Origin of the sequence: Natrinema sp. CBA1119, from assembly GCF_002572525.1 — an archaeon.
In the GTDB taxonomy this organism is placed as follows: Archaea; Halobacteriota; Halobacteria; order Halobacteriales; family Natrialbaceae; genus Natrinema.
In genome coordinates, this window is sequence record NZ_PDBS01000001.1 from 1,628,266 (window position 1) to 1,648,892 (window position 20,627).

The window sequence follows — 20,627 nt, forward strand, 5'->3', positions numbered from 1 at the left end:
CGAGCGCTATGCGCGACCTCGACGAGACCGACATGGAGATCCTGCGGCTACTGGGTGAAGACGCTCGGCGACCGTACAGCGAAATCGCCGAGGCGGTGGACCTCTCCGGGCCGGCCGTCTCCGACCGCGTCGAGCGACTCGAGGAGGCGGGCGTCATCGAGGGATTCACCGTCGACGTGGATCAGTCACAGCTCCGAGCCGGAATCCCCGTGTTCGTGCAGGCGACCGTTCCCGCGGCCGACGTCGACGACTGCAAAGCGACCATCGCGGACGCCGACGCCGTTGAGCACGTGTTCGTCACCGCCGACGGCGAGTGCTGGTTCTACGCTCGTGCGCAGGTGCGACAGGTCCGCGAGTGGCTTCAGGGGCTCCTCCCCGACGCGGACGGCGTCGACTACGACGTCACGCTGGTGGACGACGCGGAGTGGACCCCTTCCCTCGAGGGAACGGCGTTTGCACTCACCTGCGCGGAGTGTGGGAACACCGTCGACAGCGAGGGGGAGTCGACCCGGATCGACGGCGAGGTGTACCACTTCTGCTGTCCCTCCTGTGCGAGCCGGTTCCGAGGGCGGTACGACCGGCTCGAGGAGGGCGTCTGACCTTCGATCGCAAAGAAACGAGTCCGCTGAACTTCGGATTGTAACCAGTAAAGGGGGTAAGGTCGGATCCCGTACTAGTTCTCAATGAGTACTCGGACCGCACACCTGGACATTCGGGGCATGAGCTGTGCGAACTGTTCACAGACGATCGGCGATGCCTTGGAGTCCCTCGACGGCGTGAGCGAGGCGAACGCCAACTACGCGACCGACGACGCCACCGTCGAGTACGACCCCGAGGAGGTATCGCTCGCCGAGATTTACGAGGCCATCGAGACGGCCGGCTATAGTGCCGAGCGCGCAAGCCGGTCGATCGGGATCACGGACATGTCCTGTGCGAACTGCGCCGAAACGAACGAGTCGGCGCTCGAGGACGTTCCCGGCGTCATCGACGCCGACGTGAACTACGCGACCGACGAGGCGACGGTCGAATACAATCCCGACGACGTCTCGCTTTCCGACCTCTACGGGGCGATCGAGGAGGCCGGCTACGCGCCCGTCCGCGATGAGGGCGACGAGGAGTCGGCGGGGGAGCGCCGCGACGCGGCCCGACAGGCGGAGCTGCGAAAACAGCGCCGCCTGACGATTTTCGGTGCCGTTCTCTCGGCCCCGTTCCTGCTCTTCCTCGCCGACAAGTTCCTCCTCGGTGGGACGCTCATACCGGAAACCGTCTTCGGAATCGACTTTGGCTGGCTCGAGTTCCTGCTCGCGACGCCGGTCCAGCTCGTGCTGGGCCGCCCGTTCTACGTCAACTCTTACAACGCGCTCGTGAAGAACCGGCGCGCCAACATGGACGTGCTGATCGCGCTGGGCTCGTCGACGGCGTACGTCTACAGCCTCGTCGTCCTGTTGGGACTGCTGGCCGGTAGCATGTACTTCGACACCGCCGCGTTGATCCTCGTCTTCATCACGCTGGGTAACTACCTCGAGGCCCGTTCGAAGGGTCAGGCCGGCGAGGCCCTGCGGAAGCTGCTCGAGATGGAGGCCGAGACGGCCACGCTGGTCGACGACGACGGGAACGAGGAAGAGGTGCCCCTCGAGGACGTCGCGGTCGGCGACCGAATGAAGGTCCGGCCGGGCGAGAAGGTACCGACCGACGGAGTGGTCGTCGACGGCCAGTCCGCGGTCGACGAGTCGATGGTGACCGGTGAGTCCGTCCCCGTCGAAAAGGAAGCGGGCGACGAAGTGATCGGCTCGACGATCAACGAGAACGGCGTGTTGACCGTCGAGGCGACCAAGGTCGGCGAGGACACGGCTCTGCAGGGGATCGTCCAGACCGTCAAAGAGGCACAATCGCGACAGCCCGAAATCCAGAACCTCGCGGACCGCATTTCGGCGTACTTCGTCCCCGCGGTCATCCTCAACGCGATCTTCTGGGGGCTGGTCTGGTTCCTCTTCCCCGAGACGCTCTCCGGCGTCGTGGGTGCGCTCCCCCTGTGGGGACTGGTCGGCGGCGGCCCGGCCGCGCTGTCGACGTTCGAGTTCGCGGTCGTCGTCTTCGCCTCCGCGGTGCTGATCGCCTGTCCCTGCGCACTCGGACTGGCGACGCCCGCGGCGACGATGGTCGGCTCCACGCTGGGTGCCCAAAACGGCGTCCTGTTCAAGGGCGGCGATATCTTAGAGCGCGCGAAGGACGTCGACACCGTCGTCTTCGACAAGACCGGCACCCTGACGACCGGCGAGATGACGCTGACCGATGTCGTCGCGCTCGAGGACGGGGAGACGGAAGCGGCCGCTGACGGCGGCGAGCCAGCCGCCGACGGCGGGGCGCTCGCGACTCGAGCAGGGCTCAATCAGAATGAGGTGCTTCGGCTCGCGGCCAGCGCCGAGCGCAACAGCGAACACCCGCTCGCGCAGGCCATCGTCGAGGGGGCCGAGGAGCGCGACCTCGAGCTAGCCGACCCCGACGCGTTCGAGAACGTCCCCGGACAGGGTGTCCGGGCGACCGTCGCCGACCGCGAGGTGCTGGTCGGCAACCGGCGACTGCTCGAGGGCGAGGGAGTCGATCCGTCGCCCGCTGAAGCGGCGATGGAACGGCTCGAGGACGAGGGCAAGACCGCGATGCTGGTCGCGGTCGACGGCGCGGTCGCGGGCGTGGTCGCGGACGCCGACACGGTCAAAGAGAGTTCGGCCGAGGCGGTCGCTGCGCTGCGAGAGCGCGGGCTGGACGTGATGTTGATCACCGGCGACAACGAGCGGACGGCCCGCGCCGTCGCCGAGCGGGTCGGAATCGACCCCGACAACGTCCGGGCGGGGGTCCTGCCGGAGGACAAGGCCGACGCCCTCGAGGACATCCAGTCGACGGATCGCAAGGCGATGATGGTCGGTGACGGCGTCAACGACGCGCCGGCGCTCGCGGTCGCCCACGTCGGGACGGCGATCGGTTCGGGGACGGACGTGGCCATCGAGGCTGCGGATGTGACGCTGATGCGCGACGATCCGCTGGACGTGGTGAAGGCGATCCGGATCTCGGAGGCCACCCTCCAGAAGATCAAGCAGAACCTCGTCTGGGCGCTGGGCTACAACACCGCGATGATCCCGCTGGCCTCGCTGGGGCTGCTCCAGCCCGTCCTCGCGGCCGGCGCGATGGCGCTGTCCTCGGTGTCGGTCCTCTCGAACAGCCTGCTCTTCCGTCGGTACACGCCGGATCACGACTACGAACTGTTCGGGCGACTTCGGCGCTGAGCGGCGCTCCGACCTCGAGGGGCTGCTTTTTGCTCGAGCCTCGGCCGGATTTTGCTCGAGTAGAAACGGACGGTTCAAAGTCCGTCTCAATCGATATAACATGGGTTTTTTTCATTCAGCAGCCCCCACGAAACTCACGGGACGTACAACGTATCTCCGTATCGCTCTCACTGTTGCCGACCGCTCCGGCAGTTACGTCGGTGTGAGGAGTCTGTAGATACCGACGAAAACACTCGTAATCAGGAGGCCACCTCCAGTAACGACGAACAGTTCCGAGAGGTTGATTCCCCCGAATGCGAGGGTATCGGGAATCAACACTCCGAGAATAATTGCGGACAATCCCAGCCAGAACACTTCGTTGCGCTGGTAGAGGGCTGTGAGCGTTTCCGCCATACTGTCTCTGGAGGCGTTTCGGAAATAAACCTCCGTTCTCCGATACACTCGTATACAAAATTCCGTTCAGTACAGAGGAAGTACTCAGCAAACTTTACTATTCAATTAGTGTTCTACCATGACCTGTGTTCGGGTCCCACCATCAGAAAGTAACTCTACTTGGGCAAATGAGGAGCGTCCCTCATCTGGTGTTGGTACTTCGTGTGTGTCTTCCCACACAAGTTCGTCATTCACGTAGAATCGAACAGTGAACGTCCCTTGGTTCTTCACCCGTGTGATCTGCCAAGTCTCGTCTGATTCCACCACTGTTGGGCCATATTCGGCTACTTCACTGTCAAATCCGCATTCAACGAAGACCTCACAGGCTGTGTCCCTGAAATTTATGAGTTGCACGAAATGATTCGGCGAGTTTGACCCGCCAGTCAGTGCGCTTACTCTCTCAAGTCCTGAACAACCGGCAAGCAAAGTACTTACCCCTGTTCCCGTTCCAGCGAGGAGTAGCCGACGCTTCATATCAACTGATGAATGTTGGGTGCCATATGTCTTCTCCCTACTCAACCGCAATTGGCCCCTCTCATTCGCTCAGTTCGCACACCGACCTGTCACATCCGCTGTTTCAGTTTCACACCTCGTCCGGATACCGAAGTCCCGGGTGCTGACACACCCGAGACGCGCTTCCAAACCACCACGATTTCGAAGCATGATTCCATGCTGATTCATGAGACATAAAAACCTCGCACGACACGCACAGCGTTCGTACCTGATCGTCTTCGGCTCGAGCAAGTCCGAGCCGCGGCGTCGCCCCGAATCGCTCTACGAGAAATACGGCAAACGGGGTGGATACAACCGATAACTGAATCAAGTGCTACCGGCCGGCCGATCGACCACGTAAACTGTGCGCAGGCCGCGGCTGATCGGACGGTGCTCGAGTTTACGCCGCTTCGGCCTGCTTCTCGCCGTCGTTCCCGTTGCCGCGCTGTTTGTCGCCGTCCTCGCCGTCGTCTTTCTCCGTGTCGATGTCGCGAATTTCGACATCGTCACCGGTGCCGCTCTGACTGATCACCGGCTTGAGGATGTATTTCCCGCTGTTACCGGCCTTGTGGGGTGCAATGTCGTAGACGAAGTCGACCCGCTCGCCGTCCCCGATGGTAAATTTCGAGTTGATCTGGAGCCTGTTACTCGGCAGTTTCACTTTCGTCTCGCTCCCGTCGGTCAGGATTCCCTCGGTGTCGCTGACGTAGATGAAGACTTTCTCGTAGTCGCCGGCCGGCAACTCGAACTCGTCGATCATGGACGCGTTCGCGCCCTTCAGCTCGGTGAGATCGACCGTCCGATTGTCGACGTCGTGCTCGACCCAGTGCTCGTCGGACGCGTCGTCGTCCGTCTCGCCGTCTGTTTCGTTCGTCGACTCGTTGCTATCGTCCGTCTCAGTCGCCGTTTCGTTCGTCGACTCGGAGCCATCGTCGGACTCGTTCCCGTCGTCTCCGTCAGTTTCGTTCCCGCTCCTGTCGGTCTCGTTCGAGTCGCCGTCACTCAGATCGCCGGTTCGCTTAAATCCGACCTTCGTAATCGTCACGTTGAGATGCTGGAAATCGTCGATCACGCTTGGGTCGTCGCTGACGTAGAACGCGGCCGTCCCCATCCCGCCATCGCTCGAGTCCGTGGTGGACGAGTCGTCGGTCGGCGAATCGCTTTCTGGAGTGCCACCCATCCCGCCGGCACAGCCGGCGATGGCGACGAGGGCTGCCACGAGTATCAGTTGGACCGCTTGTCTGTTCACACGCAGTGACAGTCAGCCATTCGGTAAAAGGGGGTCGACGATTCGATCCGTTCACAACCGTTTAGACCCTCCAAAACTGGGAAAACAGCGGGCTGGCCGATGTTCCGGTGAGGCTGTTGTCCGCCCTTTGATACGATCTGTTGTAAGTCATTGCCGGAGCAACCGCGAACCGTCCTGCGGTTGCTCCGGTACATCGGTACACCAGAATGAGTCAGGCAGCGAACAGCGCCTCGAGCAGCGCGGGCGTGACGAAGGCCTCGACGACGGCGGCGACGACGAGTAACAGCCAGCCCGCGAGAACGAGGAGCCCGGTCCGGTAGAAGTAGCGTTTCGTGAGGATCGCGTCGCGCGATCCGCGAAGCCGCTGGCCGACCCGGTATAGTAGTCGGAAGCCGACGCCGGCGCCGATGAAGAGCGCGGGGAGTTCGAAGATTCCGTGTGGAAGGAGGCCGACGAGGATGAAGCCGATGCCGTCGTTGCTGGCGATGAACGCGCCGAGATTCCCGACAATGATTCCGTTGAACACCATCGCCCAGGCCGTCAGGAGACCGAGCGTAAGCGCGCCGAGGATCGAGAGCAGGAACGCCCGCGTGTTGTTCACGAGCAAGAAGCGCGCGAGTTCGGTTCTGCTCTGCCCGCCGATATCCGGGAAGAGCGGCTCCCCAACCATCTCTTCGATGATCTCGAGCAGGTTGTAGCCGGCTGCCATCAGCGCGATCCCGATGAGGATCCCGATCGCGAACAGGCCAGCGGCGAAGCCAACGTAGCGGCTATGCTCGTCCCACGCGTCCGCGAGCGCCTCGCGCGGTGGATAGCCACCGGTGGAGCGGTCACGCTCGCGCTGGGTTCGTTCGTTCATAGTCTTATATTTCCGAAATAACGCATAAAGCCCGCGGCTCGTCTCGCGGGTGGCCATCGACAGGCTAAGGCGGCCCGACGAGAATCTTCCAGCAATGACGACGCTTGCGATTACCGACGGGCAGGTCCTCCGCCCCGATCTAACGGTGGCGACTGCCGACGTACTGATCGATCAGGACAGCGGCGAAATCCTCGAGATCGGCCCCGATCTCGCGGGCGACGCCGACGAGACGCTCGACGCCGCGGACTCGCTCGTGACGCCGGGGTTCGTCAACGGCCACTGCCACGTCGCCATGTCGCTCCTGCGGGGGTACGCCGACGACAAACCGCTCGAGGCGTGGCTCCAGGAGGACATCTGGCCCGCCGAAGGAGAGCTGACGCCCGACGATGTCCGCGTCGGCGCGGAACTCGGCCTGCTCGAACTCATTAAATCCGGAACGACCGCCTTCGCGGACATGTACTTCCACGTCCCCGAGGTCGCCGCCGCGGTCGAGGATGCGGGGCTCCGTGCCCGCCTCGGCCACGGTATCGTCACCGTCGGCAAGGATGGCGAGGCCGCGCGCGACGACGCGCGAACGAGTCTCGAGATCGCCCGCGAGTACGACGGCGCGGCCGACGGGCGGATTTCGACGGCCTTTATGCCCCACTCGCTGACGACCGTCGGGAGCGAGTACCTCGAGGAGTTCGTTCCCGAAGCCCGAGCAGCGGGCGTGCCGATCCACTATCACGCCAACGAGACCGAAGCCGAGGTCGCGCCGATCGTCGACGACTACGGCCAGCGGCCGCTCGAGTACGCCGCCGAGCACGGGTTCCTCGAGTCCGAGGACTTCGTCGCCCACGGCGTCCACGTCGACGACCGGGAGATCGAACTGCTCGCCGAGGCCGGCACCGGCGTGATCCACTGCCCGGCGTCGAACATGAAACTGGCGAGCGGGATGGCGCCCGTCCAGCGCATGCTCGATGCCGGCGTCACCGTCGGCCTCGGGACGGACGGCGCGGCCTCGAACAACGACCTCTCGATGCTCGACGAGGCCCGCGACGCGGCCATGCTGGGCAAACTCGCGGCCGACGACGCCAGCGCGGTGCCCGCCGAAGCGGTCGTCGACCTCGCGACGCGGGGGAGCGCCGACGCGATCGGCCTCGAGTCGGGTCGTCTCGAGGCGGGCGCGTCGGCCGATTTCGCGGTGATCGACCTCGAGCAACCGCACCTGACGCCGCGACACGATCTCGTGAGCCACCTCGCGTACGCGGCGGCGGCCGCCGACGTGCGACACACCGTCTGTGACGGCCGGGTACTCATGCGCGATCGCGAGGTACTGACGCTCGAGGAAGCGGCAGTTCGAGAGCGAGCGCTCGAAGCCGCCGAGTCGCTTTCGGCCCGCGCCGCCGAGTAATCGCCGGGCTCGAACCGTTCGACCCAGATTGACCTAATATCGAAATAAACGCTCAAAATGTCGCATAAACCCTTAGGACAATTTTCGAACGATTTCTATTGTGGGCGAACAACGAGAACCGCCGTCCGGATTTATTTAACAAAGACGGAAAGTCACGAGTGAATGAAAAACCGACTACTAACGATGACACTGGTCGCCGTTATGATCCTGTCCGTGTTCGCATCGGCAGGCGTGGCGGCACAGGAGGGCGATAGCGAGCTCGCAGTGGCCGTCGACGACGGCGACGATATCGTCGTCGCGGTGACGGCGAACGACACTGCGGTCGCGAACGCGACCGTCGACGTAACGACGACTGAAAATAACACCTCGTACGCGGGAGCGGGCGAGTACACGACCGACGACGACGGAACGGTCGAACTCCCGACCCCTGCGGCGGACGTCGAGGTCTCGGTCACCGCTACGGCTGAGAACGACACCGCCACGACGACGGTGACGCTAACCGCGGACGCCGCGGCGGACGACGGTAACGAGACCGAAAACGAAACTGACGGCGATGATGGCAACGAGACCGACGACGGCAACGAATCCGCGACGAACTTCGGGGCGATCGTCTCCGAGTACGTCCAGACCCAGCAGAACGACTCGAACGACACCAACGCGTCGATCGGGATCTCGATCGCGAGCTTCGTCGTCCAGAACAATCCGGGGAACGCGCCGGCTCACGCCGGCCCGCCGAGCCACGCCGGCCCGCCGGCTGACGACGATGACGACAACGAGAGCGACGACGAACGAGGGCCGCCGAGCCACGCGGGCGGACCGAGTGACGATGGCGACGACAGTACCGACGGTGACGACGAGAAGGGCGGCGGTCCGCCGAGTCATGCGGGCGGACCGAATGACGATGGCGGCGACGCTGACGAAGACGATGCCGAAGAATAATCCGGTTCGATCGGACTGACCGACCGATGCCGGACGACGGCACTGACGTGCAGTGAACCGTCGTCGGTGTCGGAACCCGATCGCGGCGCTCGCCCTCGAGGCGATTGCCCCGATCGAGCAGGCACGTAGCGACCGCGGATCACCCACCACTCTCGCCGATTTGTTTTGACCCAGGAGAGATCTCTCGTCGTCGAACCCGAGCCACGCCACGAACCGACCGTCGGAGCGGTTCGGTACCGTTTTGCCCACGGTCCCACTCAGTCGACACATGACCGACACCGAGTATCTCCCGATCAGCGAGCAACTCGACAATCTCGAGTCCGCTCGCGAGGAGGGACGCCGAAAAATGGACTGGGCCGCCCAACACATGCCGATCTGCGAGCACGTTCGCGAGGAGTTCGTCGCGAACCAGCCCTTCGCGGGCGAGCGTATCGGGATGGCGATGCACGTCGAGGCAAAGACGGCGATCCTCGTCGAAACGCTCGCGGAGGGCGGCGCCGAGGTCGCAGTCACGGGCTGCAACCCGCTTTCGACCCACGACGACGTGAGCGCGGCGCTCGACACGCACGAGAACATCACCAGCTACGCCAAGCGCGGCGTCGACGACGACGAGTACTACGCCGCGATCGAGGCCGTCATCGCCCACGAGCCGACGGTCACGGTCGACGACGGGATGGACCTCGTGGCAGCGATCCACGAGGACTACCCCGAACTGATCGACGGCATCGTCGGCGGGGCGGAGGAGACGACCACCGGCGTCCACCGCCTGCGCGCGATGGACGAAGACGGGGCGCTCGAGTACCCCGTCTTCGCGGTCAATGACACGCCCATGAAGCGCCTCTTCGACAACGTCCACGGCACTGGCGAGTCCTCGCTGGCCTCCATCGCGATGACCACGAACCTCTCGTGGGCCGGCAAGAACGTCGTCGTCGCGGGCTACGGCTACTGCGGCAAGGGCGTCGCGAAGAAGGCCTCGGGCCAGAACGCGAACGTCATCGTCACCGAAGTCGAGCCCCGGCGCGCGCTCGAGGCCCACATGGAGGGCTACGACGTCATGCCCATGTCGGAAGCGGCCGAAGTGGGCGACGTCTTCCTGACGACGACGGGCAACCGCGACGTCATCGTCGAAGAACACTTCGAGGAGATGCAAGACGGTGTCCTGCTGGCCAACGCGGGCCACTTCGACATCGAGATCGACCTTGAGGCGCTCGACGACCTCGCGGCTGATCGCTTCGAGGCCCGCGACGGTGTCGAAGCGTACGAGATGGCCGACGGTCGCAAGCTGAACGTCATCGCCGAGGGGCGACTCGTCAACCTCGCCGCGCCCGTCTCGCTGGGCCACCCCGTCGAGGTCATGGACCAGTCGTTCGGCGTTCAGGCCGTCTGCGTGCGCGAGATGCTGGAAAACAGCGACGCCTACGACGCCGGCGTCCACGACGTCCCCGACGACCTCGACAAGGAGATCGCCGAGATCAAACTCGAGGCCGAGGGCGTCGACTTCGATTCGCTGACGGACACCCAGCGCGACTACATGGGCAGCTGGGACCACGGAACGTAGCTCGACCGCGTTTTCAGTAGAATTAGCAGCGCACTGCGCTCTCTTTCCGTATTCGTGGCATCGTCACTCACTCCTCGAGCCCGTCGCTTCCCTTGCTTTCGTCGACCGCGAACACCAGACTGTCGTCCTCGAGACCGCCGAGCCGAACGCGAGCCGGGAACGTCGCGCCCGTCTGCCGACGGCCGGTGCAACTACCAGTCCACCGCCATCCCTCGGCGACGGTCGGGAGCGCCGCCGACTCGAGGTGGGAAACGGCCGCGTCGGTGAACAGTGCCCGCCATGGGGTTCCGGTGAGCGCGTCGCGATCGGAGCCGAACTGCATCGCGAAGGAGCGACTCGCGAACTGGACGTCGCCGTCGGGGTCGACGATCGCGATCGCATCGCCGGCGAACTCCACGCTCGCCAGCGATCGTCGCGCGAGCGTCGTCAGCCGGCGGCGCTCGAGGAGATCGTGGACGCGGTCGGGGAACAGCGCGAGCGTCTCGTCCCGTTCGACGATGGCGGTCCACCCGTCCGAGCGGACCGTCCGCGTCAGTGCGAGCGTGAGCTCGTCCGCGAGGACGACGACCGGTAGTTCGGGCGCGTCGGTCCTGATCGTCTCGAGTCGGTCCGCAACGTCACCTGCGCTCCCGTTGTCGGTCGGCGTGTCCCTCGTCGTATCATCGGTCCGCTCGCCACTTTCGCCGCGGTCCTCAGTTCCGTTGGCCGCCGTCGTCGGCGACTGCACGACGAGACAGTCGATGTCGTCGAATCGGGGCCGCGCGCTCTCGAGCGTGGGGACCGACTCGACGGTGACTTCGGTTTCGTCGTCGAACGCGCGGTCGATCGCGTCGCACTCGCGGCCGACGACGAGGAGACGAATCTGTGTTGGCCGCGTTCGAACGGGGGGTTCGGGGACGACAGCAGTTGATTTCAACAGTGGTCTCGGTTTCGGCACGGTCTCGTTGCGCGACCGCGTTCGGTTTGGGGTCAAATCGCGCCTGCCGATCGTCGTCTCGGGCTGTTCATGTCACTCGATCGCCGTCTCACGTCGCTTTCAGCCATCGAAGTGGTCTCGAGCCGCCGGTGCTTACCTGCCCTCATGGACGTTCCCGTCGATGCTGACGGTGCCGTCGCTTCGAACCTCGACCAGCGAATCGCCGTATTCGAACGTGACGCGAACCCCGCCGTTCGTGTCCTGTTGGAAGAGCTGATCGAGCGCCTCGGGATCGACGACGTTGTACAGGGGCTCGAGTTCGTGTGCGGCGGTGTCGGTTGCAGTCGCGAGCGCCTCGACGACGCGGAGACTGATCGAATCGCTGTATTGCTCTACCGTCGTTCCAGTCATCGTAGTCGGAGAAACGCGAGCGACCGGTATCCGCTTGGTCGTTATACACGTAACGCCGACGCAGCTGCGACACTACGTGTATAGTGTCACGGCCGTCGGCGAGCCAGCGTCGCTGTTGTCCCCGGTCTCGCCGCAGGTCCCCTGGCACCGATCCGACCGTCTGTCTCGCCACTGGAACCGGATTTCACCGGAGTCAACCCCCTCTAAATATCTGCGTAGTATACGGAAAATAAACCGCGCATATCATTGGCAGTCATTCCGTAGGTGCCCTATGGTCGGTATCGCCGTTTATCACGGACTGCTCGCGAACGCCACGACGCGTTCGATCTCGGTTTTGCTCGGAACGATCGGCGTGGTGGTCGCTCTCATCAGCGGGATCGCACCGCCCGATCTGGCGACGCTGGGGTTCGGCGCGGCGACGGAACCCGGACTACTCGTCGTGGGACTCGCCGCGCGGAGCGGCTCCGATGGACCGACCGATATCGAGCGACTCACCGACGAACTCCGGCAGTTCATTTCGCGCATCGAGGATGATCCCGCGTCGTCCGAGGCCGACCGCGCCGATGAATCGACCGATATCGCCGACGCTATCGACTTCGCGATCGATCGGGACGACGAGGTCGGCCGACTCTCCGAGGTCATCGAGGACCTGACGGTCGCGGTGCGCGAGCGCGAACGGCGACGCGCCGAGCGCGATCGCGACCGACGGGACCTCTACCGGGTCACGTCCGACCCCGAACTCCGGGGCGAGGCGAAGATCCGACGACTGCTCGAGCTCGGCTGTGACCGGCTGGGGCTCGAGACCGGGCTCCTCTCTCGGATCGACGAGTCGACCGACCGCTACGAGGTCGAGACGGCCGTCGGCCACGAGGACGACCTCGAGGGGGCGGTACTGGATCTCTCGACGATCTACTGTCGAGACGCGATCACGTCGGACGATATTCTGGGAATCCACGACGCCGAAGCGACGGACCGGGAATCACACCCGGCGGCCGACGAACGCGGTATCAGTTGCTATCTCGGCGCCAAGATCGTCGTCGATGGCGAACTCTACGGGACGCTCTGTTTCCTGAACCGCGACTCCCGGGACCGGCCGTTTACGGCCGCCGAAAAATCGTTCGTGGATCTGATGAGCCGCTGGATGAGCCAGGCCGTCGAGCGGCGCACGTACGTTCGACGCCTCGAGCGAGCCCAGCAGTTCACCGACGACATGCTCGACGCCGTCGACGACGTCGTCTATCTGCTCGACGAGGACGGCGAGGTCCGGCGATGGAACGAGAGCCTGTGCGAGACGACCGGCTACGCGGACACCGAGATCGAGCCGTTGCACGCCCTGGACTTCTTCGACGAGACCGACCACGACCGGATCATGGCCGCGATCGAGGAGGTTCTCGAAACCGGATCGACGCGCATCGACGCCCCACTCGTGACCAGCGACGGCCGGCGGATCCCCTACGAGTTCGCCGGATCGGTCCTCGAGGGCCCGGACGGAGACCGGCTCATCGCCGGCGTGGGCCGCGATATCAGCGAGCGCAGGGACAAAGAGCGACGGCTCGAGCGATACAAGCAGTTCACGAACGACGTCCTCGACGCGTTGGACGACGTGTTCTACATCCTCGACGAGGACGGGGTCCTCCAGCGCTGGAACGAGACGCTGGTCGAGATGTCGGGGTATTCGAACGCCGAGATCGAGTCGATGGACGCCCTGGACTTCTTCGACGAGGAACACCGGTCGGCTATCCGCGACTCGATCGAAGAGGCCTTCGAGACGGGCGAGACGCGGGTCGAGGCGGCGGTGCAACCGAAATCGGGCGAGCGGATCCCCTACGAGTTCGTCGCATCGGTCCTCGAGGCTCCCGACGGCCAGCCCGTCGAGGTCGGGATTGGCCGTGACATCAGCAAGCGCAGGGACAAAGAGCGTCGGCTCCGCGAGCGCGAGGCCCGACTCGAGCGAACCACGCACCTGCTCGAGCAGTCCCAGCGGCTGGCGGAGATCGGCGCGTGGGAACTCGACGTGACCGAGGAGCCGTACGAGCTATGGTGGACCGCCGAGGTTCGCCGAATCCACGGCGTTTCGTCCGACGAGACGATCGACCTCGAGCGGTCGCTCGGATTCTACCACCCCGACGACCGACCGCGGGTTCGCGAGGCGGTCGAGCGCGCGATCGAGGACGGAGAGCGCTACGATCTCGAACTCCGCATCACGACGGACGACGGTGACCGACGATGGGTTCGGGCGATCGGCGAACCGGTCTTCGAGAGCGGAGCGGAGTACCGCTCCGCCGAAGGCCGACTGCAGTCCGGCGACGGCGACGTCATCAAAGTCAGAGGATCGTTTCAGGACATCACCGAGCGCAAGGAGCGCGAACGCGAACTCGAGCGCACCGAGACGATCATTCAGGCGCTTGACGAACTGGTGTACACGATCGACGCCGAGGGCCGCTTCACCTTCCTGAACGACGCTCTCACGTCGATCACCGGCTATGAGCCCGAGGAGTTGATCGGCGAGCACGTTTCGACGGTGCTGGCCGACGGGGATCTCGAGACGGCCAGGGAGCGGATCCGCGACCTGCTCCGCGCCGACGAACCGTCTCGGACGTTCGAGATGGCCCTCGAGACCGTTCACGGGGACGTGCTCGACGCGGAAAATCACATGGCGCTGTTGCCGATGGCCGACGACGAGTTTGCCGGAACCGCGGGCGTTATCCGCGACATCACCGAGCGCAAGGAGCGCGAACGCGAACTCGAAGCGACGAGCGCACGGCTCGAGGCGCTCTTCGAGAACTCTCCCGACATGATCAACGTGCTCGATACCGAGGGAACGATCGTCGACGCCAACAAACGGCTCGCCAACGAACTGGGCTATCCCGCGGACGAACTGCTCGACACGAAAATTTGGGAGTACGATCGCCTGGTCGACGCGGCCGACGTCCTGACTCAGCTCGAGGAGATGTCGGTCGGCGAACGACAGAAATTCGAAGGCGAGTATCGGCGCCGCAACGGGTCGACGTTCCCCGTCGAAATCCACCTGATCTGTCTCGACTTCGAGAACGAGAACCGCTTTATGGCTATCAGCCGCGACATCACCGAGCGGAAGAAACGCGAGCGGGACCTTCGCGAGACGAAACGCCGCCTCGAACTCACGCTTGAGGGGACCAACACGGGCGTCTGGGAGTGGGACTTAGCAACCGATACGGTCGACTGGAACGAGACGTACGAGGGACTGTTGGGCCTCGAGGAGGGGGCTTTCGGCGGAACGTTCGACGCCTTCGAACAGCGCGTCCATCCGAACGACGTCGCTCGCGTCAACGAGGAGGTCACCCGCGCTATCGAGCGCGACGAACTGTTCCAGACGGAGTTCAGGCTTCGACACGAAGACGGGGGCTGGGTCTGGGTCGGTGCCCGCGGTCGGGTCGTCCACGACGAGGACGGGAGCAAGCGCGTAGTCGGGATCAACAACGACATCTCTCAGCGCAAGGAACACGAACGCGAACTCGAGCGGACGACGGAACTCTTAGAGCAGGCCGAACGGATCGCCAGCATCGGCGGCTGGGAACTCGACGTAAGCGGTGACTTCCCCGACGTGACCCTGACCGACGGGCTGCGGCGCCTTTACGACCTGCCGCTGGACGCGGACGTCGATCCGGAACTGGCGTTGTCGTTCCCGCATCCGGACGACGAAGCGATGGTTTCGGACATCGTCGCTGCGGCACTCGAGCGGGGGAAGAGCTACGAGATCGAACACCGCATAGAGACTATCGAGGGAGACGTGCGCTGGGTTCGATCGATCGGCGAGCCGGTCTACCGGGACGGCGACGGCCGGCCGGCTGACGCCGAGCCGGCGACTCACGATCACGCGGGCGGCCCTGCTGTCGACGACCGGAAGTTGCCGCAGCCCGGCGACAGCATCGTCGGGGTCCGGGGATCGATTCAGGACATCACGGCGAGAAAGGAGCGCGAACTGGCCCTCGAGTCGCTCCACGACGCCGCCCGCGACCTGCTGGGCACCGACACCGAACGGGAGGTCGCGGCGCTGGTCGTCGAAACGGCTGAAGATATCCTCGAGGCGTCGGGCGTGGCCGTTTACGCCCTCGACTCCGACGTGAACCGGTTCGAGCCCGTCGCGTACACCGACGAGTTCGCGACGCTCTGTTCGGGACCGCCGTCGGTCGCCGTCGGCGACGACGACTCCGTTCTCTGGAACGCCTACGTGACGGAAACGGGGACGGTCGTCGACGATCCGGTATCGTTCGATCGATCGCAGGTCTTCGGGCCGGCGGTCGAGAGCGGGGTCGTCGTTCCGATCGGCGATCACGGGGTCTTCGCGGTCGCGTCGGGCGACGGAACGATCGACACCGACGCTCGGCGGCTGATCGAGACGCTCGTCGCCACGACCGAGGCCGCGTTCGATCGCCTCGCGAGCGAGGCCAGCCTCCGCGAGCGGGAGGCGGAGCTCGAGGAACGGAACCGCCGGCTCAACCGCCAGATCGAGATTACCGAACTCATCAGGCGGATCGATCAGTCGCTGATCGGGGCCGACGGCCGTGCGGAGATCGAACGGACCGTCCCCGAGCGGCTGATCGAGGCCGACGACGTCGCGTTCGCGTGGATCGGCCAGCTCGACGCCGGCGGCACTCGACTCGAGCCCCGGGCCTGGGCGGGCACCGGCCAAGAGTATCTCGACGACGTCTCCCTCGAGGGTGACGCGTCGGTTGAGCCGGCCGTCCGGACCGCCCGGACCGAGACGCCGACGGTCGTCTCGAACGTCGTCGAAGGGCTGCAAGGCGACCCCTGGCGGCGACGAGCCGTCGACCGGGGGTTCCAGTCGGTCATCAGTGTCCCCCTCTCGCATGCGGAGTACTCCTACGGCGTCCTCACGGTCTACGCCGACGAACCGGACGCGTTCGCCGACCTCGAGCGGACGGTCATGACGGAACTCGGCGAGGGGATCGCGAACGCGATCACCGCCGCCAAAACTCGGGAGGCACTGCACGCCGAAACGGTGCTCGAGTTGACCCTGCGGATCGAGGGTTCGGAGGACCTGCTGTCTCGGATCGCGGCGAAGACGGGTGCCCGGGTCGAGTACGCGGGTCTGGGGACGCACTCCGGCGACGAGACGCTGCTGTTCTTCGAGACCAGCGGCGTCTCCCCCGACGACGTTCGCGCGGTCCTCGACGATCTCGTCTCGGTGACGGACTCCCGGCTCATCAGCGACGCCGACGGCGACTGCCGGTTCGAGGCGACCGTCACCGGCGAGGTCATCGCCTCGCGGCTGGTCCGCCACGGCGGCAGTCCGCGCTCGATGCACGCCGACGCGACGGGGACCGAGATCACCGTCGACGTCTCGATGGGCACCGACGTCCGCGAGTTCGTCGAGATGCTCCGCGAGGGGTATCCGACCGTCGAGCTCCGATCCCGCCGCCACGTCGAGCGATCGATGGGGACGCGACGCGAACTCGTCACGTCGCTGTTCGAGGCGCTGACCGACCGGCAACTCGAAGTGCTTCGTACGGCCTACTTCGCCGGCTTCTTCGAGTGGCCCCGCGAGAGCACCGGCGAGGAGATCGCAGAGTTGCTCGCGGTGACGCAGCCGACGGTCAACAGACACCTTCGAATCGGCCAGCAGCGACTGCTGGCACAGCTGTTCGAGGACGAACTGCCGGTTCCCGCGGAGTGATCGATCGGCATCGGCCGTTCGACGAGGGTGCTCCCCGGCGAGACGGGCCGTTTCGGATGAGCAACGCCCAAGGCCCCCGTCGTCATACGTCTCTCCATGGAAACGCCCGCACGCCATCGCGACGACGGCCCGATTCGATCGACGCTCGTCGCGATCGGCCTGGCAGCGTTCGGTATCCTCGCCAGTCAGTTCACGGTCCTCCCCGCCGTCCTGCTCGATCCAGCGGTAGTCACGTCACCGATGGAGGCGTCGATCACGAGTCGAGCACTCCTGTTGACCCTGAACTTCGTCGGCTTCGCGCTCGCCGGTGGGATCTACCTCGCGGCGACCGACCGCGGCTGGTCGTACGTCGACCTCCGAACCCCGACGAAACGGGGCTGGGGCTACATCCTCGCCGGCGTCGTCGGGAGCTTCGTGTTTTACGTTCTCGTCAGCCTGCTCGTCCAGTTGCTTTCCCTCCCCACCGCGGACAACTCGGTCTCGGGCTTCATCGGCGACGACCAGACGATGGTTCTCGTCATGATCGCGATCGTCTTCCTCTTCAACGCGCCGGCCGAGGAGTTCCTCTTTCGGAATATCGTCCAGAAGCGCCTCTACGATGCGTTCTCTCGGCTTCAGGCGGTTATCATCGCCAGCGCCATCTTCGCGCTGATCCACATCCTGTCGTACGCCGTCTCCCAGTCGCTGCTCGCCACCGTCGTTCCGGTCGTCATCGTCTTCGGCGGCTCGATCATCTTCGGGTTGCTCTACGCGAAAACGGACAACCTCTTCGTGCCGATCGCCGCCCACGCCGCCTTCAACGCCATCCAGTTCGGCATCCTCTACATCGCCCTCGAGTACGATATCGAGACCGCCGAGCCGTCGACGTCGCTGCTCGTCGACCTGCTGGCGGTTGTCCCGCTGTAAGCCTCGCTGGTATCGGCTGCGCCTCCGTACTCGTCCCCCAATGACCACTTCCGCCGCGCTGTCCGTTCCTTTATTACCGGCCGGCGGTGACGGTGGGGTATGTCTCAGGCGAAGGGCGACCGCCGCGAGCGGGAACTCGTCAACGCGCTCGACGAGGCCGGCTTCGCGGTCATGCGTGCGCCCGCCAGCGGTTCTGCGACCGAACGCGAACTCCCCGACGTGCTCGCCGGCGACAGCGAACAGTTCTACGCGATCGAGGCGAAATCGAGTTCGGGCGACCCGATCTATCTCACCGGCGAGGAGGTCGAAGCGCTTATCTACTTCGCGCAGAACTTCGGCGCGAAACCCCGGATCGGGATCCGCTTCGACCGAGAGGACTGGTACTTCTTCCACCCTGGCGACCTCCACGTGACCGACGGCGGCAACTACCGGGTCAAGAAGGAGACGGCCATCGCCGAGGGAACCGATTTTCCCGAGTTCACCGGCCGATCCGAGAAGGTCACGCTCGAGGAAGTCGGCGAGGGCGGGGCCGATACCGGACCCGACGAGGAGATCCTCCGCGTGCTCAACGCCGTCGAGCAGGGCGTGATGGACGTCGAGGAGGCCGCGAAAGTGCTCGAGTGAGCGAATTCGACCGATCGGCGTTCGGGGACCTGTCTCAGTCGTCGGCTGCCACCGTCTCCGAGACCGTCTCGGGATCGACCGGCGCATAGCGGACGATCGGTTCGAACGCCTCGAGGACGAACCGATCGCCACCGGTGATTCCCCGCGCTTCCCTCTCTTCGAGTTCGGTCGCGACGAATCGTTGCGCGACGAGCGCCGTCCGGCCGTCACCGTTTTCGAGGTCGGCGTGTGCCTCCTCGAGCAATAGCGCGGCGGTGAACACTTCGAAACAGGAGTGAGCGAGCCGTTGGCGCCTCGAGCGCCGGTGGCGTTGCCGGTTCGGTGTCTCCCCGCGAAACCCGCTCGAGTCGCTACGCCGCCTTCTCGAGGCGGGTCCGCGGGAAGACGTAGACCTTCAGCGACGAGGGGACGACGCCGTTTGGCGCGACGGTGGCGTGGGGATAGATCGCGCCGACGACGGGGACGTCGGGATCGTAGTCCGCGTTGGTCTCGTACTCCGCGACCGTCGTGTCGGCCGCTCCGATCTCGACGGCGTCGGCTCGAAGTTCCGAGACGTCGACAACGGTGAGTCGATCGCCGGTCTCGCGGTCACGGACGGTGTCGCCCGCGTAGATCGCGTGCTCGTCGCAGTAGAACGGCGTGGGTTCGTCCTCGTCGACGAAGACCGTCTCGCCGCAGTCGCGACAGTCGACCGCGACCTCGCCCGGCGGCGGTGTCCGGCCCTCGGTGATCTCGATCGCGACTCTGCGGACGTGCTTGCAGCGGGCCTCGCGGAAGACGTGATCCGGGCAGGTGCACCGACCCGCCTCGAGGTCGACGAGGTAGGTGTGGTCGCTCGCGGACTCGACCTCGTAGAGGCCGTCGCCCAGCGGCAGGACCGACATCGGTTCGGTGCGCGCCCGGCGCGATCGCTTCGTGAGGTGGTCTGTGGACGGTACTGGAAGCGGTGCTTTCGGTGACGCTGTTGTTTTCATCGGTGCGTCGAAGTGGATTCGCTGGTCGGCTGGCTATTCGACGTGGATAGGGGATCGAGGAGCATAACGGGCCCGCTTGCACTCTCATGGCCGCGGTTTATACGGCGGACTGCGGACGACTGACGATCGTGCCAACGATCCGCCTCGAGGCGCCCTTCGAAGCGCTTTTCACCGGTCCGGCGAAACCGCTGGGACAATGCTCGATCGCGAACAGCTCATCGAAATCGTCGTCGCCGTTACTGCCGTCTTTCTGATGCTGGGGGCCATGATCGCCGTCGGCTCCTCCTACGGGGCCGATAACAGCACGCTCTCGCCCGAAGGCGGACAGATACTGGTGGCGGTCATCGCCGGCTTCATCCTCCTGATGACCGCGGCTGGCATCCTCCTCGCCTACCTGCTCAACGACCCCGAGAACGGCCTCGAGGCCAACGACGATGACGACGATGCGGACGCGCAGGGAACGTTCTGAGGGGGTCGGTACGCTTTTCACGTTGCCAGTTTGACAAGATCTATGGACAGTGCTGACTCCGGTTCGGCTCGAGCGGACGGATTCCGTTCCAGTCAGGCTGCCGCCATCGTCGTGCTTGTCCTGCTCTGTTCGTCGCTGCTCGTGAGCGTGCTGTCCATCGTCGATCCGGTTGTCGCCGCCGGCGCGGTGGCGGGGCCGACGGTCCTCGCGCTCGCGCTCCTGGGCCGACTGGCCGCGACGGACGGGTCGACGGCCGATCATGAGGCCGAAGACGACGGGGGTGACGACTCGAGCGTCTGGAACGCGATCCCGTCCGACCAGTACGACGGTCGACACGCCGAATCCGGCGGCATCGCTCGCGGCGAACAGGAACGAGCGCTACGGGACATTCAGCGACAGGCGGACGAACTGTCCGACGAGCCCCAGAAAAAGTGACGCACGACGCAG

At 65.0% G+C, this 20,627-nt stretch carries 17 protein-coding genes and 1 pseudogene; 11 read left to right on the forward strand and 7 right to left on the reverse strand.

The genetic code is table 11. The features are described 5' to 3' along the window. The first annotated feature begins 8 nt into the window (after positions 1–8). Both CP556_RS07990 and CP556_RS07995 read left to right on the forward strand, forming a co-directional pair. Entirely contained in the window at positions 9–599 is a 591-nt protein-coding gene (locus tag CP556_RS07990; protein WP_098725131.1) for an AsnC family transcriptional regulator, read from the forward strand. An 84-nt stretch (positions 600–683) separates the two neighbouring features. After that, on the forward strand, positions 684–3,281 hold the full coding sequence (locus CP556_RS07995; RefSeq protein ID WP_098725132.1) for a heavy metal translocating P-type ATPase: 2,598 nt from the start codon (positions 684–686) through the stop codon (positions 3,279–3,281). A 192-nt stretch (positions 3,282–3,473) separates the two neighbouring features. On the opposite strand, the gene CP556_RS08000 is transcribed toward CP556_RS07995, so the two are convergent. Further along, positions 3,474–3,674: a hypothetical protein gene (locus tag CP556_RS08000; protein ID WP_098725133.1), complete on the reverse strand. Its 201-nt coding sequence runs from the start codon at positions 3,672–3,674 to the stop codon at positions 3,474–3,476. Positions 3,675–4,392: 718 nt separating this feature from the next. On the opposite strand from CP556_RS08000, the gene CP556_RS26605 reads away from it, so the two are divergent. Beyond that, positions 4,393–4,527, forward strand: a complete 135-nt coding sequence (locus tag CP556_RS26605; protein WP_255291426.1) for a hypothetical protein — start codon at positions 4,393–4,395, stop codon at positions 4,525–4,527. Positions 4,528–4,605: 78 nt separating this feature from the next. Here CP556_RS26605 and CP556_RS08005 read toward each other — a convergent pair whose 3' ends face one another. Further along, positions 4,606–5,454, reverse strand: coding sequence for a DUF4382 domain-containing protein (locus tag CP556_RS08005; protein WP_098725134.1), 849 nt, complete (start codon positions 5,452–5,454; stop codon positions 4,606–4,608). 211 nt (positions 5,455–5,665) lie between these two features. Further along, positions 5,666–6,313 (reverse strand): stage II sporulation protein M, encoded by a 648-nt coding sequence (locus CP556_RS08010; protein WP_098725135.1) that lies wholly within the window; start codon positions 6,311–6,313, stop codon positions 5,666–5,668. A gap of 94 nt (positions 6,314–6,407) precedes the next feature. Here CP556_RS08010 and CP556_RS08015 point away from each other — a divergent pair, with 94 nt between their 5' ends. From CP556_RS08015 to CP556_RS08025, 3 genes are all read left to right on the forward strand, one after another. After that, complete coding sequence (locus CP556_RS08015) at positions 6,408–7,706, forward strand: amidohydrolase (protein ID WP_098725136.1); 1,299 nt, start codon at positions 6,408–6,410, stop codon at positions 7,704–7,706. Positions 7,707–7,919: 213 nt separating this feature from the next. Continuing rightward, positions 7,920–8,645 (forward strand): hypothetical protein, encoded by a 726-nt coding sequence (locus CP556_RS08020; RefSeq protein ID WP_255291427.1) that lies wholly within the window; start codon positions 7,920–7,922, stop codon positions 8,643–8,645. 268 nt (positions 8,646–8,913) lie between these two features. Then, the gene (locus CP556_RS08025; RefSeq protein WP_098725138.1) at positions 8,914–10,203 is read left to right on the forward strand and encodes an adenosylhomocysteinase; all 1,290 of its coding nucleotides are present in this window, start codon (positions 8,914–8,916) and stop codon (positions 10,201–10,203) included. Between the two features lie 67 nt (positions 10,204–10,270). Here CP556_RS08025 and CP556_RS08030 read toward each other — a convergent pair whose 3' ends face one another. Both CP556_RS08030 and ddfA read right to left on the reverse strand, forming a co-directional pair. Beyond that, complete coding sequence (locus CP556_RS08030; RefSeq protein WP_098727326.1) at positions 10,271–11,122, reverse strand: PAS domain-containing protein; 852 nt, start codon at positions 11,120–11,122, stop codon at positions 10,271–10,273. 150 nt (positions 11,123–11,272) lie between these two features. Beyond that, on the reverse strand, positions 11,273–11,530 hold the full coding sequence (gene ddfA, locus CP556_RS08035) for a DdfA family disk-determining factor (RefSeq protein ID WP_098725139.1): 258 nt from the start codon (positions 11,528–11,530) through the stop codon (positions 11,273–11,275). A gap of 271 nt (positions 11,531–11,801) precedes the next feature. On the opposite strand from ddfA, the gene CP556_RS08040 reads away from it, so the two are divergent. From CP556_RS08040 to hjc, 3 genes are all read left to right on the forward strand, one after another. Continuing rightward, entirely contained in the window at positions 11,802–17,207 is a 5,406-nt protein-coding gene (locus CP556_RS08040) for a PAS domain S-box protein (RefSeq protein ID WP_098725140.1), read from the forward strand. Positions 17,208–17,303: 96 nt separating this feature from the next. Next, complete coding sequence (locus CP556_RS08045; RefSeq protein WP_098725141.1) at positions 17,304–18,113, forward strand: CPBP family intramembrane glutamic endopeptidase; 810 nt, start codon at positions 17,304–17,306, stop codon at positions 18,111–18,113. A gap of 99 nt (positions 18,114–18,212) precedes the next feature. Further along, entirely contained in the window at positions 18,213–18,737 is a 525-nt protein-coding gene (gene hjc, locus CP556_RS08050) for a Holliday junction resolvase Hjc (protein ID WP_098725142.1), read from the forward strand. Positions 18,738–18,771: 34 nt separating this feature from the next. Here hjc and CP556_RS08055 read toward each other — a convergent pair. Together CP556_RS08055 and CP556_RS08060 are read right to left on the reverse strand one after the other, a co-directional pair. Beyond that, a pseudogene (locus tag CP556_RS08055) lies at positions 18,772–19,026 on the reverse strand (acyl-CoA dehydrogenase family protein); the annotation flags it as partial. 61 nt (positions 19,027–19,087) lie between these two features. Further along, on the reverse strand, positions 19,088–19,711 hold the full coding sequence (locus CP556_RS08060; RefSeq protein WP_098725143.1) for a hypothetical protein: 624 nt from the start codon (positions 19,709–19,711) through the stop codon (positions 19,088–19,090). A 196-nt stretch (positions 19,712–19,907) separates the two neighbouring features. Between CP556_RS08060 and CP556_RS08065 the strand changes: the two genes are divergently transcribed. Both CP556_RS08065 and CP556_RS08070 read left to right on the forward strand, forming a co-directional pair. After that, entirely contained in the window at positions 19,908–20,180 is a 273-nt protein-coding gene (locus CP556_RS08065) for a DUF7472 family protein (protein ID WP_098725144.1), read from the forward strand. A 42-nt stretch (positions 20,181–20,222) separates the two neighbouring features. Beyond that, entirely contained in the window at positions 20,223–20,615 is a 393-nt protein-coding gene (locus CP556_RS08070; protein WP_098725145.1) for a hypothetical protein, read from the forward strand. Positions 20,616–20,627: the final 12 nt, after the last annotated feature.

What these genes read in the sequence shown, in the direction of transcription:
- CP556_RS07990 (WP_098725131.1), top strand. Translation starts at nt 9, where the DNA reads ATGCGCGACCTCGACGAGACCGACATGGAGATCCTGCGGCTACTGGGT.
- CP556_RS07995 (WP_098725132.1), top strand. Translation starts at nt 684, where the DNA reads ATGAGTACTCGGACCGCACACCTGGACATTCGGGGCATGAGCTGTGCG.
- CP556_RS08000 (WP_098725133.1), bottom strand. Translation starts at nt 3,674, where the DNA reads ATGGCGGAAACGCTCACAGCCCTCTACCAGCGCAACGAAGTGTTCTGG.
- CP556_RS26605 (WP_255291426.1), top strand. Translation starts at nt 4,393, where the DNA reads ATGAGACATAAAAACCTCGCACGACACGCACAGCGTTCGTACCTGATC.
- CP556_RS08010 (WP_098725135.1), bottom strand. Translation starts at nt 6,313, where the DNA reads ATGAACGAACGAACCCAGCGCGAGCGTGACCGCTCCACCGGTGGCTAT.
- CP556_RS08015 (WP_098725136.1), top strand. Translation starts at nt 6,408, where the DNA reads ATGACGACGCTTGCGATTACCGACGGGCAGGTCCTCCGCCCCGATCTA.
- CP556_RS08025 (WP_098725138.1), top strand. Translation starts at nt 8,914, where the DNA reads ATGACCGACACCGAGTATCTCCCGATCAGCGAGCAACTCGACAATCTC.
- ddfA (WP_098725139.1), bottom strand. Translation starts at nt 11,530, where the DNA reads ATGACTGGAACGACGGTAGAGCAATACAGCGATTCGATCAGTCTCCGC.
- CP556_RS08040 (WP_098725140.1), top strand. Translation starts at nt 11,802, where the DNA reads ATGGTCGGTATCGCCGTTTATCACGGACTGCTCGCGAACGCCACGACG.
- CP556_RS08045 (WP_098725141.1), top strand. Translation starts at nt 17,304, where the DNA reads ATGGAAACGCCCGCACGCCATCGCGACGACGGCCCGATTCGATCGACG.
- hjc (WP_098725142.1), top strand. Translation starts at nt 18,213, where the DNA reads ATGTCTCAGGCGAAGGGCGACCGCCGCGAGCGGGAACTCGTCAACGCG.
- CP556_RS08060 (WP_098725143.1), bottom strand. Translation starts at nt 19,711, where the DNA reads ATGAAAACAACAGCGTCACCGAAAGCACCGCTTCCAGTACCGTCCACA.
- CP556_RS08065 (WP_098725144.1), top strand. Translation starts at nt 19,908, where the DNA reads ATGCTCGATCGCGAACAGCTCATCGAAATCGTCGTCGCCGTTACTGCC.
- CP556_RS08070 (WP_098725145.1), top strand. Translation starts at nt 20,223, where the DNA reads ATGGACAGTGCTGACTCCGGTTCGGCTCGAGCGGACGGATTCCGTTCC.